Source organism: Paraburkholderia dioscoreae, assembly GCF_902459535.1.
Lineage (GTDB): Bacteria > Pseudomonadota > Gammaproteobacteria > Burkholderiales > Burkholderiaceae > Paraburkholderia > Paraburkholderia dioscoreae.
Genome location: NZ_LR699554.1, coordinates 2,531,204 through 2,552,267 on the forward strand (window position 1 = coordinate 2,531,204; position 21,064 = coordinate 2,552,267).

Consider the following 21,064-nt stretch of genomic DNA (forward strand, 5'->3'; position numbering starts at 1 on the left):
CCCTCCTGTGAGTAGCACCTATTAGAAGACCTGCCCGGTCCCGATGCCAAGCGTGCGCGGACGAACCGGTTCGACGGATGCTGTATCGGCGACCACGACGGTCCCCTCCGTTGCTTCCGCTCGCGACGTTTCGGGAAATGCGTCTGGTGCTAGCGGGCCTGTCGGTGTTTTGGCCGTTGGTGCGCTTGCAAGAAGGCGCAGCGTCCGCGCTGCATCTGAGGCCGCCCTGCGAGACCTGCTTGCTGCCGCGACCTTGGTCCGTACGTAGGCGTCAATCGGATTTTCAGCTGGCACGTGGCCCGAGCCCCTGCTGCTTCTAGCCTTCAGTATTTCCCTACGCAACGTCAGGTTGTGCGGCATCACGCGCCACGCACCTTGTGCATCAAGGACACCGATCTCGCTGCCATCAGCGAGGAAAGCACGTACGCAGCGCAGATCGTCAGCGTTGATGTAGACGCGAAGTGACTGGCCAATCAGCTCGGCGCTGCTGGCAAGGACCATGTTGGTATAGCGCACGCCGAACAGGTTAATGTGAGGACGGACGCCGAGCGCAAGATAGCCGCGCACCCGGCAGTGCCGCGCGGATTGCATCAGGCATAACGTACGTCTGCGCACCTCGGGCAACCAGGCCAGCAATTGCATTCTTCCACGAACAAAGAATTCCATCGCTTCGAGCGGCGTCGCGCCATTCAGCCCACTGTGAGGCGTGCCGTGATAGCTTGCAATCGAATAAGTGATCAACTCGTCCAGTTCATCAAGCGACACATACAGGCGGAGGTTACGTTTTGGGTCGGCCAGCGCGCGGCGCAGGTCACGAGCATGGGAGCCCGTGTAGCCTGGGAGGCGTGAGGACAGCCTGCTGGCGATTGTGCCAAAGAAGCGCTCGATATACGGGCGCTCGTCCGGACTGTGTTTCGGTCCTGCACTGACGACGCAACCAACGAACTCACAGAGTGCAGCCAGCGTTTCACCAGCGAGGTTCGCCTTCGCATTGTCGAGTCGTATGCACTCCCAGCTGACGTAGGCAAGCTCGGGCAGGCGCTGTGACGCGAAACCATCCTGCGGCTGGCAGGCAAGTCCGGGGATGGTGAAGGCGCGCACTGGCCGAGGTTCGAGCGCGTTCTCGATCGTCTTGATCACATCGTAACGACTGTATTCGCGGGTCAGTGCCAGGTGATGACCGAGCACCACGCGCGTGCATACGTCGATGATCACTAGCAGCCACACCCGCTCGATTTCAAACTCATGCTCGAATCCGAGCGGATCACGAATGACAACCTTCAGCCGCACATCGAGCCGGTGACCATCGAATTCGACGACCTGATACGGCCGCGTCGCCGCGAGTGCGGGTACATCGTCGGTACGGGGTAGTCCCTTCAGGTGCGAGGCACCGGCAGCACTCGCTACCATGCCAAAACCGCGCAAAAGCTCCGCCTTCACCCGCGAGGACAGCGACCGTATCGCGCACCCCGCGGTGTTGAACGGATAATCGGCGGCCGTCAAGCCCAGTTGCCGGCACTCCTGCAGAAATCTTTCGTGCAAGGCCCGCAAACCGTGCAGCCGGATCCGGATGCCGTCGTTCGAAGGTATTTGCTTGAGCGTCACGCGGCGCTGTCTGATCTGCACCACGAGCCACGCAGCGAGCCTGGGATAACACTCAAACAGCAGCGAAAGCGCACCGACGGCACCGCTTCGTTCACCGTGCATAGTAACGGGCAGCATGCGTGTACATTCCGTCACGCGGGCATAAGCAACGAGCGCACGAAAGCCGTACAACCGCCCGTCGGCATGCAGCGACAGCGCCCTGTCGAGAAGCCGGTAGAGCTGTTTGCGGTTGACTCCTGTTACGGCCTCAATACTTCCAATAGTTTCATCTTTGGCATAACGCTCAATGGCGTCGATATGCTTCTGGACGCGACTGCGCCCGGTGGCGTCGAGTTCTGTCCATGCGATGGTCGGCCACGAGGCGAGATCCAGCGTCTGAAATTCGGGTCTGCGGCGGCTCATGACGTCGCCTGTATCGCAACGAAGCGCGTCAGAAACGACAGGCTTTCAGTGTGTAACTCGAGTGACTGGATGCGACCGCGATGCAACAGCTCGAACACGGCCGCCCGGACGAGTGAGGGATCGCCGGTAGAGAATTCACGCTCTATCATGATCAGCGATTGAGGCGATGCGACAAACCGCTCGATCGCATCGAGCATCGAAGGTTTGACGAGGTCGCGTGCGGCCACAAGTACGGGCAGCATGCGCTGCCAGTTACCAGTCCAGACACGCGCAGCTGCCCTCTCGGCCGCATCAATGTGCCGCACGGCGAAGGCTTCCGGGTCGAAGTCAAGACGACCTCGTGGGTGACGCGTCGCGGGCATTGTCTCCGATAGTACTACCAGGCATTCATGGTCGTCAGACCTTGCCCAGAAATCGACGACGCAGCGTTGCCCGTCGACCGCCATGAAACCAGGCCGTTCACAGAATGTCTTTGCAGCAGGATCCGCTTCGAGCATCAACCATGCTTCAAAAGCGCTCCGCCTGTATAGGGTCAGACGTCGTCTCAGTTTCGGACTGAAGACGTCATAACGGTGCGCGCCGCGAGGACGCGGCAGCGTGAGTGGCTCGAAGCTTTGCAAAGCGCTAGCCATGTGTACCACCTGCGTGAGGATTTCATGGTCTAGAACGAACGTGAGTTGACAAATTTAATGCGCACTGATGCGAAGTGACAATTTTACTTCGCTGCGCAACGAAGTAAATGTGTCAACGCTGCGGCTCATGCCTTGACGCTCCTATGTCAAGGGACCGGCGTCGAATCGGCCAGATCAGCCAGGATGAGCGGGTACAGTTCCCGGACGATATAGCGCTTCAGGCAGCGATGGATTTCCTTGTTCGACATGCCTTCCTTGGTCCGACGATCCACGTACGCACGGGTACGCGGATCACTGCGCATCCGAACCATGGCAATGGTCCATAGGGCGTTATTTGCAGACCGATCACCGCCCCTGTTCAAACGGTGCCGGACCGTCTTGCCGGACGACGCCTGCAACGGACTTGTGCCGCAAAGTGCCGCCAGCGCAGCTTCACTTTTCAGACGTTCGGGATTGTCACCCGCGACAGCAACCAGTACCGCAGCGGTCTGCGGGCCGACGCCGAATCTTTCGCGAACCCGCCTCGCATGCTGGCTGGTGAGGCTGTCAAGCATGGTATCGAGTGCTTTGAGCTCTTCTGCCAGCGTCAGCCAACGCTTCGCCAGCAACCGCAGCGTAGTGGTCAGCGTTTGCAACATTGGCGTTTTACCCAACGAGCGAAGACGGACGCAACCCTCAACGCATGCTGCCGCCTTCGCTTTCAGAAGGCGATCACGGATTTCCTGCGGCGCGCTGACGAGCAAAGCCCGTAACTGGTTGATAGCCTGCGTCTTTGCCTTGACTGCACTGCGCCTGGCAACGGAGACGGCGCGCATCGCCTCGGCGGCACCGGACTGCTCCTTTGGAATAGCCGTAGCTCTGCCGGCAAGGACCGCACGCGCAGCGTTTTCGGCATCAGTGGGATCTGACTTCCCTCTGGATCGGCGCATAGCGCGATCGGGACGATTCACTTCAAGCACCTCGATCTCATGATCGCGCAGCACACGGGCCAAACCCGCTCCGTAGGTGCCGGTACCTTCAACGCCGGCGCGGCGTAACTGGCCGAACGAGTTCGCCCATGTCAACAGGTCGAGATATCCTGCCGTGTCGGTCGTTACCGATAGCGTTCCAAGAAGCCTGCCTGTGTCGCTGATCACAGCCCCGACATGCGTATCCAGATGCGTGTCAACGCCCAGAATCACTTCGTTTTGTTCCATGCGTGTGTCCGTTGTAGTGGGCGCATCGCCAACCCCACTCGCAGGACAGGACACTCATGGTGCAGTACAAAGCTCCTATCAGGTCACAGACGGTGAGCCCGGCAACGCTCGGGGAACGCCGGAACCCGATCGACAGGTCAACGCCAGGGCAGCTCGGCCAATCCCAACACGGGTCAGATCGGTCCGACGTTCAGAAGCGATCTTAAACTGAGTGTCCCAACAGACAGGGGCCGGTGACAAATTTACTTCGCTCTACGCCAGCCGCAGTGGGATCGCGGACGACGCGCGGCTCTCACGTGATAGAGCGATCTTGCACGCAAGGCACGCATACCATCCAATACCGTTTTTTGAATTCCTGATACCGTATCGGTATGACGCAAGGCAAAATGCCGCGATACCTCAGCGCGGACCAAACCAGGAAACAGCAAAGATGGAACTGAAGCAGATGCGTTATTTTCTTGCCCTTGCGGAGGAGCTGAACTTTGGGCGGGCGGCCGAGCGGCTGCACATGGCGCAACCACCGCTCACCCGAAATATCCGCGCGCTGGAGGAGGAACTCGGCACACAGCTGTTCATTCGCACGGCCAAAGGCGCTGATCTCACGGAAGCAGGCCGCGCACTGCTCGACGAAGTGCCGAACATACTCGCGCTGTCACGTCGAGCCGAAGAACGGGCCCAGCTCGCCGGTCAAGGCTATACGGGGCAGCTCGACGTCGGCATCTTTAGCTCCGGCATTCTGAACGTAATCCCGCGCCTGCTTGCCGACTTTCATACTGAACGTCCCGAGGTAAAAATCGGCTTGCACAACATGTCGAAATCCGAGCAGATCGCGGCCCTTCGCGAGCGTCGCATCACTATTGGGTTTAACCGCCTGGTGCCAGATGAAAGTGATATTGGCGTCGACTGGGTACAGCGTGAACCATTTCTCGTTGCACTTTATGAGGGACACCCGCTTTGCGACAAGAAGACCGTGACGCTGCGCGACCTCGACAACGAGCGCATGATTCTTTACCCCAATGCGCCGGTGCACGGGCTCGCGCAGGAAGTCACCTCGGCATTTCGCGTGGAGGGAGTCCGCCTTCGGGTAGAACAGGAAGTGGAGGATGTGGTGACATGCATCGCACTGGTTGCGAGCCGCTTTGGCGTCAGCGTGACGACAGAGTCGGCGGTCAATCTCCGACTACCCGGGGTCGTCTATCGGCCGCTCAAGTCGTCGCAGTTGCGGGAGATCGAGTTGAGCTGTCTGTATCGGCGTGAAGATACATCGCCGATCCTGCTCGCCTTTCTCAAGCTGATACGGTCGTCCCGCTCGAAAAAAAACCTGCCAAGGCACTGAACCAACCGCAACGCGATCATGCTCTCACGGTTGTGAGGCTCCGTGAGCGTGCACATACCGCTGGGCCGCGCCCGCACTACCAGAAAGGTGATCGACGTGCGCAGTGGCGCTTTCAGCAAGGCTCCCGGCCGGTGCACTCTTGAGATAACGGTTTTGGCGCGACAAGCATCGAACATCTGTGTCCGGCTCAAGAGGTCGGCCGGAGAACAGCAACTCCGCCCTGCATACCAAAAGTTATTGGCCCAAAAAAATGTGAATAGCCGTGGCTTTTTGTCCCGGAAATACTGGCTTCAACTCAAGCCAATGCCGGTTCCTCTCTTTTGAGAATCGCTCCTGTGCTTGCCATCAAACCGTCGCCTTCTCCCGGAATTTCGATGAGCAATGTCACCCTGCAATCAGCCGATACGTCCCTCGACGTTCGCCGTAGTACGCCAAACTCCCAGCTACGCACAATCGCAGCATGTTCAATCGGAAACGCGCTTGAAATGTACGACTTCACGGTCTACAGCTTCTTCGCCATGCTGATAGGCAAGCTCTTCTTCCCTGTCAATAACGCGTACACCTCCCTGCTGCTGGCGGTCGGCACGTTCGGTATCGGCTTCGTAATGCGACCGCTCGGAGCGATGGTGATCGGCAGCTTTGCAGACCGGCGCGGCCGCAAGGCAGCGATGACGCTAACGATCACACTGATGGTGTGCGGTACGTTGTGCATCGCCTTTGCGCCGACCTACGCGACGGCCGGAACGCTGGGCACACTGGCCATCGTACTTGGCCGCGTATTGCAGGGCTTCTCGCTGGGAGGCGAAATCGGCGCATCGACCTCGATGTTGATGGAGTCCGGCAGTTTCGGCAGCCGGGGTTTCCGGATCGGCTGGCAGGGAGCGAGCCAGGGGTTTGCCGCCCTGCTGGGCGCGTTGAGCGGCACCGTGCTGTACGCGAGCCTGTCACAGTCAGCGCTCGAATCCTGGGGCTGGCGCCTGCCGTTTCTGCTTGGATTGCTGATCGCGCCCGTCGGGCTTTATATCCGCGCTCATCTCGACGAAACGCTGGACAGCGAGGCCACGGAGGCCCATCCGCTCGCGACCGTGTTCACCGAGCATCGCAGCAAGATCCTGCGCGGCGTACTGTCTATCGTCGCCGGAACAGTTGGCATGTATCTCATCGTTTTCTTTATGCCGACCTACCTGGTGCGCGTGCTGCACCTGCCCACCTCCCTTTCCCTGATGGCGGGCTGCGTGTCCGGTGCGATGATGACATTCATGTGCATAGTGTCAGGCCTGATCGCCGATCGGAGCGTATCGCGCAAACCTATTGCGCTTGCATCCGTCGTGCTGACTACGCTGCTCATCTATCCGGCTATCTGGGCCATGAACACGTATCCCAGTGTCCCACTGGCCCTTGTCATGATCGCACTTGTCACCGCAGTGAGCAGCTTTGGCAGCGCCCCCATGTTGTTGTTGCTCATGGAAATGTTTCCGGCCAGCGTTCGGGCAAGTGGACTTTCCGTCATCTACAGCATTGGTGTCGCGCTCTTTGGCGGATCCGCGCAGTTCATCGTGACCTGGCTTCTCGCAAAGACGGGTAATCCCATGTCGCTGGCGCTCTACATGATCGCCTGTGGAGTCGTCACGGTTTGTGCGATGTCCAGCCTGCCTGAGCCGCGCAAGCGCGCTTCATAGCAAACGGCACGACTGGCCCGCTGCTGACCCGTTGGAAGTCTCCAAATTCATCCGCTAACTGAATCGAATTTCGTGCTCGAAAGAGACGCGAGGGCGCGGCTCGCCCCGCACCGGCGCATTTATCAAAACACGCAAGTGGAGATATGCAATGAAAAAGACCTTAGGCGCGCTACTCGCTTCGCTTGGCACGCTGGCCTATACCGGAGCTTTCGCTGAGGTGTCGCCAAACGCGCCGCCAGACGCGGCGGCTGCCGCCTACGCGACTGGCTCGCAAATGCAGTCGATCTTCCAGTACTGGGGATCGGGCCTGGGGCCGCAAACGCTGGGAGTGGCTTCGCAGCGTACCTTTGTGACGCTCTACGGCACTGTCGATATGGGCGTTAACTATACGAAAAATGGTCCGTACAGTATCACGCGGTTGCAATCGGGTGGCGCATTGACATCGAAGTTCGGCTTTTATGGCCAGGAGTATCTGGGCGATCGATGGACCGTGTTCTTCCGGCTGGAAAACGGCTTCATGGGTAACACCGGCGCTGTCCAGGACACGACGTCGCTTTTCAATCGCGCTTCCTATATCGGGATGCAGAACCCCATGTACGGGCAACTGACATTGGGCCGTCAATATACGTCCGGCGGCGCTGCGGCGCTCGGTGCGGATCCGTTCCTCGGTGTCGCGCATGAATCGGTCTATACGTACTTTCTCGGCACCTCGGATCTGGGGCTCGGTGCGAACAGCAGCGCGCTGGGACGCCTGCCCAATACATTGCGCTATATCTCACCGCGTCTTGGGCCATTCGGTTTCGACCTGAGCTACTCGCTCAAAGGAGATCAATCGATAGGTCCAGCCGTCAGTCAACGCTCCGCGATGGTGTCTTACGTCGACAGACGCGCCGTGCTGTCCGTCGCTTTCGGGCAAAGCTGGTGTGACCCGTCGATCACGGGCAGTTGCGTCGGCAACGCGGCTACCGCGCCGACCAAACGCACGGACACCTATCTCGCCTCCCTCCTTTACGACGTCGGTCCATTCATCGTACAGGGTGCCTATATCCGATACGTTCCGCAGGCAGCGGACACTGCCATCGCCAGCACGTATCTGCTCGGCCTGCAAAAGTGGTGGCGGAACAATTTGCTGCGGGCCTCGGTCGCGTATCGCGACACGTCGAAATCGCAGGATTACGCCTACGGCTCGACTATCGGCATCGATCACTTTCTGTCGAAACGAACGTCGCTGTACGGACGTGTCGGCATCATGCGCAACGGCCCGAACTCCAGCGTCACTTACAACTACGACAGCGGATCGCCGACGCCCGCGCCGGGGCGCACGATATCGAGCGTCACGCTGGGTATCAATCATCAATTCTGACCTGGTGCGCGGAGTCGCCGCGCCACCACTTTTGTTCCCCCTCATTAAGGAGACATCCGTGACGATCGAACTGGTTCAAGACTTTATCGAAAGCAGCAAAGACAAGTACATCCAGCTGTCGGACGAAATCTGGCAATACGCGGAGTTGGGCTACACCGAACAGAAATCTGCAGCCGCACATATCGCATTTCTGAAAGCTGCGGGTTTTACCGTCCGCGAAGGCGTGGCGGGAATTCCGACGGCGTTCGTCGCGGAAGCCGGCTCCGGCGGCCCGGTGATCGGCATCCTTGGCGAGTTCGATGCACTGTCCGGGCTGAGTCAGGAGAGCCTCGCACTCAGTTGCTGCCCATCAACTGAAATTTCGAACGGTAACGGCCATGGCTGTGGGCACCACCTGCTCGGCACAAGCGCGCATCTGGCGGCGGTCGCCGTCAAGAATGCGCTGGAACGCGGCGGCATTGAAGGCACGGTGCGCTTCTACGGTTGTCCTGCCGAAGAAGGCGGCTGGGGTAAAACCTTCATGACTCGCGCCGGCCTGTTCGACGATGTGTCAGCCGCCATCACGTGGCACCCCGGTGTCGCGAACACGATCATGAATCTGGAGAGTCTGGCGGTCAAACAGGCTTACTTCCGCTTCAAGGGTGTCGCTGCGCACGCAGGCGCATCGCCGCATCTCGGCCGCAGCGCGCTCGACGCGCTCGAACTGATGAACATCGGCACCAACTTTCTGCGCGAACACATGATTCCGGACGCGCGCGTGCATTACGCCATTACCGACGCCGGTGGCGTTGCGCCGAACGTAGTGCAACCGAACGCGGCGGCGCTCTATATGATCCGTGCACCGCGCAATCGCGACGCGAGCGAACTGTACGAAAGGATCTGCAATATCGCGCGTGGTGCCGCGCTGATGACCGACTGTGAACTGGAGATCGAAGTTCACTCGGCGTGTTCCAACCTGCTACGCAACACTACGCTAAATGAACTGATGCAGGCGAAACTCAAGCAGTTCGGCGCGCCGCAGTATGACAGCGAGGAATTGCAATTCGCCGAGTCAATGCATCGTACGACCCGCCCCGAAGAGGTTGAGATGGCGGGACGGATGCTGGCCTCCGCGTGGCGCCAGCCGAAAGCGTTGTTCGATGGCGTCGATGAACTTTACAACGACCGTCCCTCGAAGATGCACGGCTCGACGGATGTCGGCGATGTGAGTTGGGTTACACCGACGGTGCAATGCATGACGGCTTGCTTTGCTTTCGGTACGTCACCGCATTCGTGGCAGTGGGTCTCGCAAGGCAAAAGCGCGCTGGCGCACAAGGGTATGACACTGGCGGCGAAAACGATGGCCGCCACCGCACTCGAGCTGTACACGAATCCACTGCTGCTCGCGGCGGCACGCACCGAACTGAAGGAACGTCTGGCTGACGAGCCGTACGTGTGCCCGATTCCGGACGGCGTGCAGCCGCCGATTCCAGGCCGCAGCGCGTGATCTTTTCACCTGTAAGAAGCTCACCCGATTGATCAACCTTCCAGGATAAAAATCATGCGCGTTTTCGTCGCTGCACTAGTTACAGAGACAAATACCTTTTCACCGTTTCCGACATCCTACGAAGACTTCATTGTCCACGAGAAAGGGTCCGCTTCAGACTCGATGCTCGGAGTCGTTCCAAAAGTCTTTCGCGAGAGAGTAGAAGCCGACGGACACACGGTGATTGAAAGTATCACGGCTTATGCCGAACCCTCCGGGCGTACGATCAAGGCAGCTTATGAGCGACTGCGAGACAGGATCCTCGGCGATCTGGAATCCGCGGGACCCGTCGACATGCTATTGCTTATGCTGCACGGCGCTATGGTCGCGCAAGGCTACGACGACTGCGAGGGCGACATCCTCACGCGGCTTCGCGAGATAGCCGGCGAGGCGGTTATCGGCGTTGTGATCGATCCGCACTGCCATCTGACCAAAACAATGGTCGAGAAGGCCGATCTCATCATCATTGCAAAGGAGTACCCGCATATTGATTTTGCGGATCGGGCGCACGAAGTCTACGACATCTGCCAGAAGGTCTCCAGAGCAGAGATCAGGTTGGCGGGAGCGCTCATGGATACACGGATCGTCGGCTTCTACCCTACTTTCGATCCTCCCATGCGAGGTATCGTGGCTAGCCTGACGCAAGCAGAAAAGAGCCCGTCCATTCTGTCTGCAAGCATTGGGCATGGCTTTCCGTGGGCCGACGTGGAGGATGTCGGTACGCGCGTTCTGGTCTATGCCAACGATGACGCCTCAGACGCCGCCCGCGTGGCCGCGAAAATTGCGGAGCGGCTCTACGAAGCCAGGGTCGCGCTGCGTCCGAACTATCCGTCGATCCCGGAGTCATTGGATCGGGCGAGCACAATGAATGGCCAAATCGTGTTGGGTGACTTCGCCGACAACCCGGGTTGCGGCGCATCGGGCGACAGTACGTTCTTCCTCAAGGCAATGCTCGAACGTAATGTGACCGACGCCGTGATCGGCGCGTTCTGGGACCCGTTGGTGGCGAAGGTTTGCGCATCGGCGGGGGTCGGCGCGACCTTGAATATCAGGCTCGGCGGCAAATGCGGCCCCACTTCGTCGGATCCAGTGGATCTGGAGGTGGAAGTCATGGGCGTGGTGGAGAATCACACCGGGGGAGCATGGGGAGGCCGAATTCCGATGGGACTATCCGTGTGGTTGCGCACGGGCGGCATCGACATTGCGGTGTGTTCCATCCGTACGCAGTTGATCGAACGCGATTCGCTGACAGGATTGGGAATTGATCTCGACAGCAAGCGCATCGTTGTCGTCAAGTCCAGCAATCACTACCAGACAGGGTTCCGCCCGGGATCGGACGCACTCTGGCATGTGAATTCTCCCGGGGCGTTGCCCTCCGACTTCTCGTCCCTTCCCTACACAAAACGCGATACGAATTACTATCCGCGGTCCCAGAACCCTTGGGCGGAACATGGTATGCCTTCGGCCATTCTGTTCGGACGAAAGACGATGATGGCGAACTAACCCGCCGTGTCGGTGCACCGATCGTATTTTGTCTCGCTATGATGGATCCCTGACAATGTGATCTGGGGACACCGTGAAGTTGAGACAACTCGATGCGCTGCGTGCAGTCGCCGAGGCCGGCAGTCTTCATGAAGCCGCTCGGCGCCTGTTCCTGACGCAACCGGCAATCAGCCGCTCGATTCGCGAGTTGGAAGTCGAACTTGGCATGCAATTGCTGACGCGCTCAGCAAATGGAGCAACACTGACGCCATTCGCTCACCAGGTATTGAAACGCGTCTTTGTCGTACAACGGGAAATTGGCCGCATCATGGAAGACGCGCAGACCGCCCGCGGAGAACTTGGCGGCCGGCTGACACTCGCCGTCACGCCGCCAGCAGCTACCCGTGCGCTAGCCGACTCCCTGATCGAACTGACGGCCGCACGCCCAGGCGTCAAGCTGGATGTGATTGAATGGCGCGGCGAGAACATTGCGGACGGACTGCGAAACGGCACCATCGATGTCGCGATTTTCACGCAATACGGCGAGCCGAAGAACGCAGCATTCGCATGGACCAGGCTGTACGAGCTCGATGTGCAGCTCACGATTGCGGCGTCATACCAGGGCTGCGAGACCTTAACTGTCGAGCAGATTCACGCGCTGCCGTGGCTGCTGCTGGATTCCCCGACCGACGAGTCGAGCTTCGTCGCAACGCTGTTCGGAGAGCGCGGTATGCCGCTGCCGGAGCACATCACGCGATGTTCGTCAATGAACCTGTATCTGGAACTGTCGATGCAGATGCCGGCGGTCGCAGTATTCACGTCGCTGGCAACGCCACTGCTATCGCAGCGTGCGCACAAGGGCTTGCTCAAACTGCTGAACCTCACCGAGCCCGCGCCTAAGGTGGGCATGTATCTCGCCTATTCCAGCGAGGAACTGCTGACCGCGACGGCTGAGGATTTCATCCGGCGCTTGCGCGCAAAGCTCGATGGCCGCGATACAGGCCGCCTACCTGCTGGCATACCCTATAACGACAGCCGATCTGGCGCTCGCTAGTTGCGAGACTGGATGCACCTTCTTCCGCTACACCCATAGTGAAATCGGAGCAAAGAAGGACGGGGGCCGTCCGCACTGGTTCGCCGTACAGCTCTCGTCCAAGGCAGCACAGGGTCCGAGAAGTGGCCACCTATCACGTCTGGCCAACTGCGCTCCTATAGCGGGAATGAACATTGTCGAGATGAGCCATCATGGCAGTGATTGCCTCCGGTACTTTCCGTGCCTCGATTGCTTTCACAATGGCTCTCCGCTCGTCAAGCGCAAACTCGCTGGCGTCAATTCCAAAGTCACATGCGAATTGCGACGTGATGCCCATGATGGTTTCCATCATCAACACAAGCAGGGAATTTTGGCTACAGGCTGCGAGGAGAACGTGAAACTCCGCCGCAGCGGCGAGGCTACCGTTCAGATCGCCGGCCTCCATCGTTTGCTGAACAAGTTCGAGATTCTGATTCAACTTCTCGAGATCGAACGAGGTGCGGCGTTCACATGCCGCGCGAGCTACGACCCCCGACATCCAAAGGCGGACTTCCGATATCTCTCTCACCTGGCCGCCACGCAACCGCAGAACATCGCCCAATGTGGATACGCTCGCACCTACATTGCCATTGCTCACGAAAGCGCCACCGGTATGACCTTTCCTGATTGTCAGCACACCGCCTGCCTCCAGTACGCGCAACGATTCCCTCACTGCATTCCTGCTAACGCCTAACTGCTCAGCCAGGTCTCGCTCACTCGGCAGTTTGTCGCCCGGAGCAAGGTCTCCCGTACTCAACCTGAGACGAATATGATCGAGAATCTTGTCGCCGACCCGTGCAGGCTGTAAGTGGCGAACGGAAAATCCGCTCTGGGTAACGTCCGGTACGAAGCACGCGTGAGATGGGGAGCGGATCGTGGCTTCGGAATCTGTTGCAGTTGGATCTTTCATGTTGTCTCAAAGACGGAAAACCAGCGGACGGAAATCGCTACGATCACCGGAAGCAATCGGCTTTGCATGTTCGATTCAGCGAGAGTGTTCGCGACGATTTTCGCCTTGATGTGCGAGCGCTTAGAGACCGAAGTACAACGACTGCGGCGAACTCACACTCGTCGCCCGGCCGGCTTGACGTGAACCCTGCACTGCGGGCACGCGTGTCTGTGTCATATCTGTCCCGCTCCCAAAAGAAAGGCGGTCCTGCGCGGCCGGCAGGCTCGCGGGATATCCGGGCGCATAGCCAGCATGCTCAAGCGAGACAAGCTCATCACGAACCTGGGCGCGCTGCAGTTCCCCACCCTGCTGCTGCGCTAACGCAAAGATCGGAGCAAGCAGAACGATGCCTGCCACAGCCGAATGTAGTGCTGATCTCATAGTGCAACTCCTTATGCAATTTGGCTTCATTGGACCTACCTTTCAGCCAAGTTTAACGAGCCGACCGACCGCGATTAAGCGTATTTTTAAACAAGCTCTTTTTCAATTCGCGTAACAAAGCGGACCCGACGCCAATGGAAGAACGCCGACATTGGACGTTGCGCCGGCAGAATTGGCATCCGCGCGTCTTTAATATAGGTCTCTGGACGAAGCGCGAAACAATTTTGGGTGCGGCCTCACCGCATCGCGACCGACAACCCGCAAGGGTCCACTGTGGTGGTACTTGCGCAGCGAGAGAAGATGCAAGGAGACCGGAGAGGCTCGAGAGCGCCCCGGTTGGAGGAGGGGCTGCGCGAAGATAGGAGTTAGCGGTTCGCCGCGTGGCGTTATCAGCGCAGTCTGATAAGGCGGCCCGCCTCAATGATTAACGCAAGGCAATTCATGCCACGGTCAAAGCGACCCGTCGTAGACCTCATCTATGTGAATGACAGAGACCCGGCGTTTCGTTGCGGCATTGTTCGACTCGAAACTATCGGCAGAGAACGCGGCGCAGATTCACCGTGCTGTGGCCCCGCCATCCACCGGCAGCGCTACGCCAACCACAAAGGACGCCGCGTCCGAACACAACCAGACCACGGCCTCCGCAATCTCTTCCGCCTGCGCCATCCGGCCAAGCGGATTTGCCAGTCGGGAGCGTGGGATGAGATCGTCGCCAAATTTCGCTCGCGTCAAAGCCGTATCGACGAGACCCGGGCACACCGCATTCACTCTGATGCCTTTCGATGCGAACTCGACCGCTGCTGCCTTTGTGAGGCCGATCACACCATGCTTAGCGGCTCCGTAGATCGCATCTCCCGGCACACCCACCAAGCCAGAGCGCGATGCGTTATTGACGATGGCGCCCTTTTCCGCCGCCAGCATGTGATCGAGTTCTGCTTTCATGCAATGCCAAACGCCTTCCAGATTGACGGACATAACACGATCCCAGTTCCCTTGCGTGGAGACTCGCAAGCTTGTCGAACCGTCGGGAACGCCAGCGTTGTTGAATGCGTAATCCAGTCCGCCAAACTGGTTGACCGTGGTCTGAACCATGTTCTGAACCGACGCGGGATCGGTGACATTCACATGAATAAACAGGGCGTGCGCGCCGAACCTCTCCCTCAAGTCTACGGCGACCGCCTCACCGTTTTTTGCATCCGCATCTGCGATGACCACCGCCGCTCCACGTTTCGCGAAAGCAATCGCTGTAGCCCGTCCAATTCCCGATGCGCCCCCCGTGAGGAGTGCGACTTTCTTATCGACTATTTTGCTCATGTAATTCGCCCTTCAAAGGATTGGGGTAATTGGCATACCTGGTGACTAGCCGGTTGGGCGAAGCATGTCTCTATCGCCTTATCGGCCGAGCCATTTATCATCCAGCTGCATTGACAGCGGCCATGCGTTACGCGGCGCTGCTATGCCGCGCTGGCCCGGTCCGCGAGCAAGGTCAAGAAAATGCCGACGCTTTCCCGCAAGCGAATCACGGTGACAAGTTTCCAGTTCATGACGATCCCGTCCGCAAACGCTTAGCCGCACGCCAAATCTCCAGGTCTGGACTATTCGTCCAGCGGCGTGAGACAGACGCAGAAAAGTTGAAGTAGTACCGCTGCGATCACCCTCTCACCAGATAACCGGCAGTTCCCTAAGGCCGTAAACAAACGCTTGAGACTTGAACGGCAGCGAGTCCGACTCGACCGCCAGTCGCAAGTTGGGAAATCGCTTGAATAGCGTTTCGAATACGACCTGAAGTTCAAGCCTCGCAAGCGGCTGACCCAAACACTGATGGATTCCGAATGAAAACGCCACGTGAGAATGACCATTATTGTCACGCTGAATATCGAAGCGCTCCGGATTCGGGAAAGCTGCCGGATCGTGGTTCGCTGCGTGGAGCAGCGCCAGCACACCTTCTCCTTTGCGGATCAGTTGACCGCCGATCATGACATCGGCAGTCGCAACCCGGTTGGAGTTCATGTGCGTGATCGAATGAAAGCGAAGCATTTCTTCGACGGCACCGCGAACCAAAGACGGCTCCGCCATCAAGGCCGCTTTCTGCTCAGGATGTTCGAACAGACTCAGAAGTCCAAGACCGATCTGGTTGGCAGTCGTCTCATGCCCCGCTAGATATAGCAATGTCGCCATCTGAACCGCTTCGGAATGAGGCAGTTTTCCCGGGTTGACCCACTCGACTGCCAATCGCGTCAACAAATCGCTATCGTCGCCCGGATTCTGCTCCTTCAGGCGCAGCAGTTGATCGATATAGTTCTTCATCTCCTTCGCCGATTGCGTCAGGGCCTCCGGATCGATCGACAGGTCCATGCGGTCGGCGCTCCACTTCTGCAGCTTTGCGTGATCCTCATAGGGCACGCCGAGCATGATCGAGATCACGAGGGACGGAAGTGGCAATGCGACGTCTTTGATGAAATCGGCGGGCCCGCCTTTCCTTTCCATCTCATCGAGTAGCTTATCCAGCGATTGCTGCACCAGGGGCCGCAGGTCCTGCATGCGCTTCGCCATGAATTCCTTGGTGAGCATGCGGCGATAGTGGCCATGCTCAGGAGGGTCCATCGTGATGAAGGTCTGGTAAGACTTCGACTGCGCGGCTCGTGCCGGCGCAACGAACGGAAAACCCGGAACCAAAGGCGAAGCGCTGAAGTTAGCGTTGGTCAGCACCTCACGGAAATGTTCCATGTCGGTCACGATCCACGCAGTACTACCATCCCAAAGCCGAACTTTCGCCATTGGTCCTTCTGCGCGAAGCATGGCGTATTGCGAGGGAGGATTCAATGGGGCGTCCGCCTCCCGAGCCCAGGGGAACGTTTCCTGCGCGAATGGGCACTTGATTTCTGCGTCTTGAGTAGACATGTTCATTACTCTCTCGTTGAATTGAACGGGGAGAAAACCCCGTCTTACACGACATCGCTCGCAGGTAGGGATATCTAGTAGCGGTTTTCTGGTCGATTCGATCGACCACTTCTGATACGAATACCGCCGGTACTTCGAACTAGAAGAGATGCCTCATTCCGACACGCAGCACCACCTGATGGGCGTTGCTCGAAGGCGTAATCGTCAAATAAGAGGCGACCGCAGGCTGCCCTGTCGAATCGGTTCCCGAAGCAATCTGATAGTCCGCCATGAAATACACATCCGTTCGCTTGGACAGGAAGTAGTCGAGTGCCGCATTGAAAAGGTGATATTTCGCGCCCTCTTTTCCCTGGATGGCGCCGCCGGTTAGATAATCGTATGAGCCGTTGACCCAGAGAAATGGTGTCAGTGCGTAACGTACAAACGCGGCGTAGCTGTTAAACGAGGCATTGCCGGTATATCCGCGTGGATTCGTCAGCGCGAGGTTGCCTGAAGCCGGATCATTGAGATCGCGGAAACTGATATGGGAATAGTTTGCGCCGATGACGGCGCCCGCAAACGTATACTGAACGGCAGCACCCGCGACCTGGTAACTCGACGCTGAGGCGAATCCGCCGTAGACAGGGTTGACCTGAACACCGGATATCGAGCCCAGGTTGCTCGCGGTTGACGAGCTATTGACGTTATTTCCCCAAAATGACCGATTGGGATCCCGCGCTTTAAGGAATGCTGCGGCGACGGTAAGTCCTCCGAAGCCGTAAGAGCCGCCGAAGGAAAAGATGCTGTTGGTTCCGAACGAGCCGGCCACGCCCCCCAGGCTGTAAAGTCCGCCGAACCTCAAACCACCGTAGGTATTAGATGTGAACTTGACCGCGTTGTTGACACGGTAGGTATTCCCGAAGTTGTTGATGTCGTTGCCATGCAACGAATACGTTCCGTTGCCGACCGCCCCGGTGACCGGACCGATAAAGTCAACAACCGAATCGTACTGACGCCCGAGCGTTATCGTTCCGTACGGACTGGAGATTCCGACATACGCCTGCCGCCCGAACAGGTCGCCACCTTGCTGGAAATTGCCGGTCCCGACGTCAAACCCACTTTCCAGCACGAAGATGGCCTTATAGCCACCACCAAGGTCCTCGGCCCCCCGCAGCCCCCAGCGATTGCCCTGCATGATGCTGCTGCTCATCGCATATTGATGCCTCCCCGTCCGGGCGCCATTGACGATAGTCTGTGCATTGTTGACGAAGTTCAGCCCATAGTCGATCACGCCATAAAGGGTGACGCTGCTTTGCGCAAAAGCGGCCTGGGTAATCATTAAAGCTGCTGACGCCAACATCAACCTCGGGTAGTTCATTGCTGTCTCCTTGTTTAACCTGATAATCCTGCAAAGCTCTGAGGCTCTATCTATTTCTTCTTATTGCTGCGGCAGCCGGATGTTCGTTGCGACGCCGTCTTCGTCAGGTAGTCATCCTGACCATGTCGACACCATGAATGACCGTCGGCTACACCTTTCCTTACGCGATACGCTGTTCATGCATCAGATCCAGCTTCCTGCCCGGTTATATGTTCCAAAAGAGCCGAGAAAATCGCGTCCTGGGAAGCGGCTAATACGTGGTGTTCTCGGTTCTCCAATCCACAGTGCGGCGCTAGATGAGTGTTTGCGAATGGTGAGGTCTTTGGTCGGGGTCGCGCTTCTAGCGCGCACAGCGGAGATCAGATGCGGGCTGCAGCCAAGCGTAGTGGCTCCTACCTCCGTTAGCTTGTTCGCTTCGCGGAGACTCGCCATGTAGCCGTCAATCGCGCCGCTCAAAGAATTGAAACCCTTCCGCATATCGCGCTCTCTTGCATATGTGTTGAAACAGCGCCTTGGACCCGCCTTCAGCTTGTGGATCGGAAGGGCCGCAAGACCATGTGATGTGCAAAAGATAAGGCGAGTCTGGAAGAAGGGACAATACTAAAAAACGATAGATCGAGCAGATCGCTCAATAGCTGAATCAGGAGCCCTTCCGCGCTGCCCGGCGAAACGACGCCGGCGGGCAGCCGACCATCCGGCTGAACGCGGTACTGAATGCACTGTCGGACAGGTAGCCGACAGAGAGGCCAATATCGTTGACCGAGCGTTCACTATTAAGCAGCGCATCTTTGGCAAGCGCGATGCGCCAGTTTGAAAGGTACGTGGCCGGCGCCAAACCCACGCACTCGGCAAAGCGTCGTGCAAAGACCGCTCGTGACATGCCGACCGTTTTCGCAAGCGTCTCCACGGTCCAATGATTCGCCACATCTCCGTGCATCTTTTGCAGCGACATCGCGATCTGCGGGTCAGCCATGCCGCTAAGCCACCCTGTCCTTTGTCCTTCGATTTGCAGCAACGGACGGCGCAGCACCTCGACCAGCATGATCTCCACCAGTCGGCCCATGACGAGTTCACGGCCGGCCAACTGGCATAGCGACTCCTCGCCGATCAATTCAACGATGCGGCTCAACCGCCCCGCCTCTTCGTCGGAGGACCGGATGTAGAGGAGATCAGGTAATAAACTCGAGAGGAGTTGCGTGTGTTCAGGTTCGACCTGGAAATACCCACCGACGAGCCGGACTTCCTCGCCACCTTTCCCGTCGTTCCATCGGACATAGTCATGCTGCCCGGCATCGAGCGCGAGTGAGACCAGGGTCGGCATCACATCTAATCCGCTGCCGACGAAATAGCGTGATGTCGCGTTGAGCATCACATAATCGCCCTGCCGCATCATCAAGGGGGGACCTTTGGGCGGCGTGAAGCAGCAGTTGCCCGCAACAACGAGGCAAAAAACCGGCTCGTTGCGACGGGGAACGCTCATCCCCCAGCGTCCATGCTCTTCAACGCTTCGCCATAGGACCGACTGGGGGCGCATCAGTCTGACGATATCGGTCAACAGGTCCAATTGAGACGATCCATAAGTTCTTGGAGAGGTCTTACTATGGTCATCTTTCAGCGCTCCAGTAGCGAATCCATGGAGTCGCGAAGCAAAGGTTCAAACGCTTTTCAGAGCAAGCCAGCTTAGTCGCTTGAGCGAGCTGCATGCAATTCACCCGACAGGGCGCGCGGCGCAATCAAACCATCGCCGCCTCGTGACGAAGCGGCCGTCGCTGGCGCTTCGATGGATAAACTGATGGCATCCGCAAATCGACGCAGTGAATCTACCGATCCGCACACGCTCTGATATTCTTCGCGGCCGATACGTCCGTCGAGAATTACCTGCAGACCCGATGCCCGAGCCAATTCAATGACGTCCATGACAGGTCCTTCCGTTCAACTTGCGAACCGATGCGCGGCCATGGCCGGACTGTCCGCGTGAGGAGGAAATACGCACCACGATCCGTCGCGGTGGCGGAAAAACAAGACGGAGTACAGGTCTGAGGAACGCCGAACCTCGACCCGCACGCAACGTGCGGCGCTTGTCCGGTCGCATTTCATGCGGACCACCCGCGCGGGGGTTGCCGCGGTAGGTTGAAGCCACTTCTCGACTATCCCACGCAGGGATGTGCTGCCGCTGTTCATGCTGAACTCCGCATCGCTCGTTTGCAACGATCAGGACCTAGATATCTACGTGCAAATCAATTGGTATTTGGTCCATTGACTAAATACTAGTGGTCACTTGACCCATTATCAAGGATAGCAGGCACGTGGTTTACCCTGTTTTTTGCGCGACGCCCGACGAAATCGAATTTGTCAAACCAAACGATGTTATACACTTGACCTACAACCGACGATCGGTCGGCCACGGCCGATTTCCCGAGCGCGCCGATGCTGGCGGCGGCACGGACGCCACGCGGCTCTCGAGCGCAACCCACTGAGTGTCACAGATGAAAGACATTTCCCTCAGTTCCGCAGACCTCGGCGGACAAGATGGGCGCTCGCCGCTGCGGCAGCGCGGCAACCGGACAACGCGCATCCCTGAAATTATCGAAGCGTCGATCCGGGTCTTCGCATCCGAAGGCAACATTGGCTTCACGCAGCGACGCGTCGCGGCAGAAGCGCAGATTCGTCTCGGCACCCTGCAGCACTACTTCGGAAGTCGGGACACTCTGCTGCTGGCAACTATCGAAGAGGTCGCCCGGCGATATCTGGAACAGTACCGTTCGCTATCCGCCAATACGGCGCTATCTCCATGGGCGCGCCTCGAGGCGATTCTCGACGATGTCTTCGACGCATTGACCGCCAGTGACAATGTCGTAAGCCCGTTCGCGTTCGAATGCTGGTGCCTCGCCGAGCATCAGCCTGCCGTGCGTGAACTGATGGTCAAGGTGAGCAAAGAATTCCAGGCCTTGTTCAGTGGACTGGTGAGCCAGATCAACATTGCGTTACCGGCTGAAGAATGCCGTCTGCGCGGCGCGCTTCTGTACTCACACTGGGAAGGCCTGATCGTCTTTCTGCGCCGTTCGGGTTCCACCGGTTTCGACGCCGCGGCCTTCCGCACGGCGACGAAAGTCGTGTGGAAAGCGATGAGCGTCGCGCCTCAGTAGGCTTCGCAGCCGATAATTTTCAAAGGCTCTTCTATACG

17 protein-coding genes are annotated in these 21,064 nt (G+C 58.3%); 7 read left to right on the forward strand and 10 right to left on the reverse strand.

Annotation, left to right across the window (positions count from 1 at the left end; translation table 11 throughout):
- Nucleotides 1-21 precede the first annotated feature (21 nt).
- The 3 genes from PDMSB3_RS31540 to PDMSB3_RS31550 all read right to left on the reverse strand — a co-directional run bounded on the left by PDMSB3_RS31540 (nt 22) and on the right by PDMSB3_RS31550 (nt 3,835).
- Nucleotides 22-2,007, reverse strand: a complete 1,986-nt coding sequence (locus tag PDMSB3_RS31540) for an integrase core domain-containing protein (protein ID WP_165188918.1) — start codon at nt 2,005-2,007, stop codon at nt 22-24.
- The gene (locus tag PDMSB3_RS31545; RefSeq protein ID WP_165188920.1) at nt 2,004-2,639 is read right to left on the reverse strand and encodes a hypothetical protein; all 636 of its coding nucleotides are present in this window, start codon (nt 2,637-2,639) and stop codon (nt 2,004-2,006) included. Before PDMSB3_RS31545 ends, PDMSB3_RS31540 begins: the two co-directional genes overlap by 4 nt.
- 146 nt (nt 2,640-2,785) lie before the next feature.
- Entirely contained in the window at nt 2,786-3,835 is a 1,050-nt protein-coding gene (locus PDMSB3_RS31550) for an IS110 family RNA-guided transposase (protein WP_165188922.1), read from the reverse strand.
- 430 nt (nt 3,836-4,265) lie between these two features.
- On the opposite strand from PDMSB3_RS31550, the gene PDMSB3_RS31555 reads away from it, so the two are divergent.
- From PDMSB3_RS31555 to PDMSB3_RS31580, 6 genes are all read left to right on the forward strand, one after another.
- A complete protein-coding gene (locus tag PDMSB3_RS31555) occupies nt 4,266-5,171 on the forward strand; it encodes a LysR substrate-binding domain-containing protein (RefSeq protein WP_165188924.1) in 906 nt (301 codons plus the stop codon).
- A gap of 374 nt (nt 5,172-5,545) precedes the next feature.
- Entirely contained in the window at nt 5,546-6,850 is a 1,305-nt protein-coding gene (locus PDMSB3_RS31560; protein ID WP_165188926.1) for an MFS transporter, read from the forward strand.
- A gap of 148 nt (nt 6,851-6,998) precedes the next feature.
- Complete coding sequence (locus PDMSB3_RS31565) at nt 6,999-8,213, forward strand: porin (protein ID WP_165188927.1); 1,215 nt, start codon at nt 6,999-7,001, stop codon at nt 8,211-8,213.
- Nucleotides 8,214-8,277: 64 nt separating this feature from the next.
- On the forward strand, nt 8,278-9,699 hold the full coding sequence (locus PDMSB3_RS31570) for a M20 family metallopeptidase (protein WP_407670658.1): 1,422 nt from the start codon (nt 8,278-8,280) through the stop codon (nt 9,697-9,699).
- 54 nt (nt 9,700-9,753) lie between these two features.
- Nucleotides 9,754-11,241 carry a M81 family metallopeptidase gene (locus PDMSB3_RS31575; RefSeq protein WP_165188931.1) on the forward strand — a complete coding sequence of 496 codons (1,488 nt, stop codon included), beginning with the start codon at nt 9,754-9,756 and terminating at the stop codon, nt 11,239-11,241.
- Nucleotides 11,242-11,314: 73 nt separating this feature from the next.
- Nucleotides 11,315-12,274: a LysR family transcriptional regulator gene (locus tag PDMSB3_RS31580; protein WP_165188933.1), complete on the forward strand. Its 960-nt coding sequence runs from the start codon at nt 11,315-11,317 to the stop codon at nt 12,272-12,274.
- A 133-nt stretch (nt 12,275-12,407) separates the two neighbouring features.
- Here the strand turns inward: PDMSB3_RS31580 and PDMSB3_RS31585 are convergent, their stop codons facing one another.
- The 7 genes from PDMSB3_RS31585 to PDMSB3_RS31615 form a co-directional block, all read right to left on the reverse strand.
- On the reverse strand, nt 12,408-13,202 hold the full coding sequence (locus PDMSB3_RS31585; protein WP_165188935.1) for a FadR/GntR family transcriptional regulator: 795 nt from the start codon (nt 13,200-13,202) through the stop codon (nt 12,408-12,410).
- Between the two features lie 120 nt (nt 13,203-13,322).
- Complete coding sequence (locus PDMSB3_RS38490; RefSeq protein ID WP_407670620.1) at nt 13,323-13,652, reverse strand: DUF4148 domain-containing protein; 330 nt, start codon at nt 13,650-13,652, stop codon at nt 13,323-13,325.
- Between the two features lie 525 nt (nt 13,653-14,177).
- Nucleotides 14,178-14,936, reverse strand: a complete 759-nt coding sequence (locus PDMSB3_RS31595) for a glucose 1-dehydrogenase (protein ID WP_165188939.1) — start codon at nt 14,934-14,936, stop codon at nt 14,178-14,180.
- A 345-nt stretch (nt 14,937-15,281) separates the two neighbouring features.
- Complete coding sequence (locus tag PDMSB3_RS31600) at nt 15,282-16,529, reverse strand: cytochrome P450 (RefSeq protein WP_165188941.1); 1,248 nt, start codon at nt 16,527-16,529, stop codon at nt 15,282-15,284.
- 133 nt (nt 16,530-16,662) lie between these two features.
- Entirely contained in the window at nt 16,663-17,880 is a 1,218-nt protein-coding gene (locus PDMSB3_RS31605; RefSeq protein WP_232064371.1) for a porin, read from the reverse strand.
- Nucleotides 17,881-18,520: 640 nt separating this feature from the next.
- Nucleotides 18,521-19,444, reverse strand: coding sequence for a helix-turn-helix domain-containing protein (locus tag PDMSB3_RS31610; RefSeq protein WP_165188943.1), 924 nt, complete (start codon nt 19,442-19,444; stop codon nt 18,521-18,523).
- Nucleotides 19,445-19,560: 116 nt separating this feature from the next.
- Entirely contained in the window at nt 19,561-19,797 is a 237-nt protein-coding gene (locus PDMSB3_RS31615; RefSeq protein WP_165187527.1) for a hypothetical protein, read from the reverse strand.
- Between the two features lie 569 nt (nt 19,798-20,366).
- Here PDMSB3_RS31615 and PDMSB3_RS31620 point away from each other — a divergent pair.
- A complete protein-coding gene (locus PDMSB3_RS31620; RefSeq protein ID WP_165188945.1) occupies nt 20,367-21,026 on the forward strand; it encodes a TetR/AcrR family transcriptional regulator in 660 nt (219 codons plus the stop codon).
- Nucleotides 21,027-21,064 lie beyond the last annotated feature (38 nt).

What these genes read in the sequence shown, in the direction of transcription:
- PDMSB3_RS31540 (WP_165188918.1), bottom strand. Translation starts at nt 2,007, where the DNA reads ATGAGCCGCCGCAGACCCGAATTTCAGACGCTGGATCTCGCCTCGTGG.
- PDMSB3_RS31555 (WP_165188924.1), top strand. Translation starts at nt 4,266, where the DNA reads ATGGAACTGAAGCAGATGCGTTATTTTCTTGCCCTTGCGGAGGAGCTG.
- PDMSB3_RS38490 (WP_407670620.1), bottom strand. Translation starts at nt 13,652, where the DNA reads ATGAAGCCAAATTGCATAAGGAGTTGCACTATGAGATCAGCACTACAT.
- PDMSB3_RS31550 (WP_165188922.1), bottom strand. Translation starts at nt 3,835, where the DNA reads ATGGAACAAAACGAAGTGATTCTGGGCGTTGACACGCATCTGGATACG.
- PDMSB3_RS31595 (WP_165188939.1), bottom strand. Translation starts at nt 14,936, where the DNA reads ATGAGCAAAATAGTCGATAAGAAAGTCGCACTCCTCACGGGGGGCGCA.
- PDMSB3_RS31605 (WP_232064371.1), bottom strand. Translation starts at nt 17,880, where the DNA reads ATGAACTACCCGAGGTTGATGTTGGCGTCAGCAGCTTTAATGATTACC.
- PDMSB3_RS31560 (WP_165188926.1), top strand. Translation starts at nt 5,546, where the DNA reads ATGAGCAATGTCACCCTGCAATCAGCCGATACGTCCCTCGACGTTCGC.
- PDMSB3_RS31585 (WP_165188935.1), bottom strand. Translation starts at nt 13,202, where the DNA reads ATGAAAGATCCAACTGCAACAGATTCCGAAGCCACGATCCGCTCCCCA.
- PDMSB3_RS31600 (WP_165188941.1), bottom strand. Translation starts at nt 16,529, where the DNA reads ATGAACATGTCTACTCAAGACGCAGAAATCAAGTGCCCATTCGCGCAG.
- PDMSB3_RS31565 (WP_165188927.1), top strand. Translation starts at nt 6,999, where the DNA reads ATGAAAAAGACCTTAGGCGCGCTACTCGCTTCGCTTGGCACGCTGGCC.
- PDMSB3_RS31575 (WP_165188931.1), top strand. Translation starts at nt 9,754, where the DNA reads ATGCGCGTTTTCGTCGCTGCACTAGTTACAGAGACAAATACCTTTTCA.
- PDMSB3_RS31615 (WP_165187527.1), bottom strand. Translation starts at nt 19,797, where the DNA reads ATGGACGTCATTGAATTGGCTCGGGCATCGGGTCTGCAGGTAATTCTC.
- PDMSB3_RS31620 (WP_165188945.1), top strand. Translation starts at nt 20,367, where the DNA reads ATGAAAGACATTTCCCTCAGTTCCGCAGACCTCGGCGGACAAGATGGG.
- PDMSB3_RS31545 (WP_165188920.1), bottom strand. Translation starts at nt 2,639, where the DNA reads ATGGCTAGCGCTTTGCAAAGCTTCGAGCCACTCACGCTGCCGCGTCCT.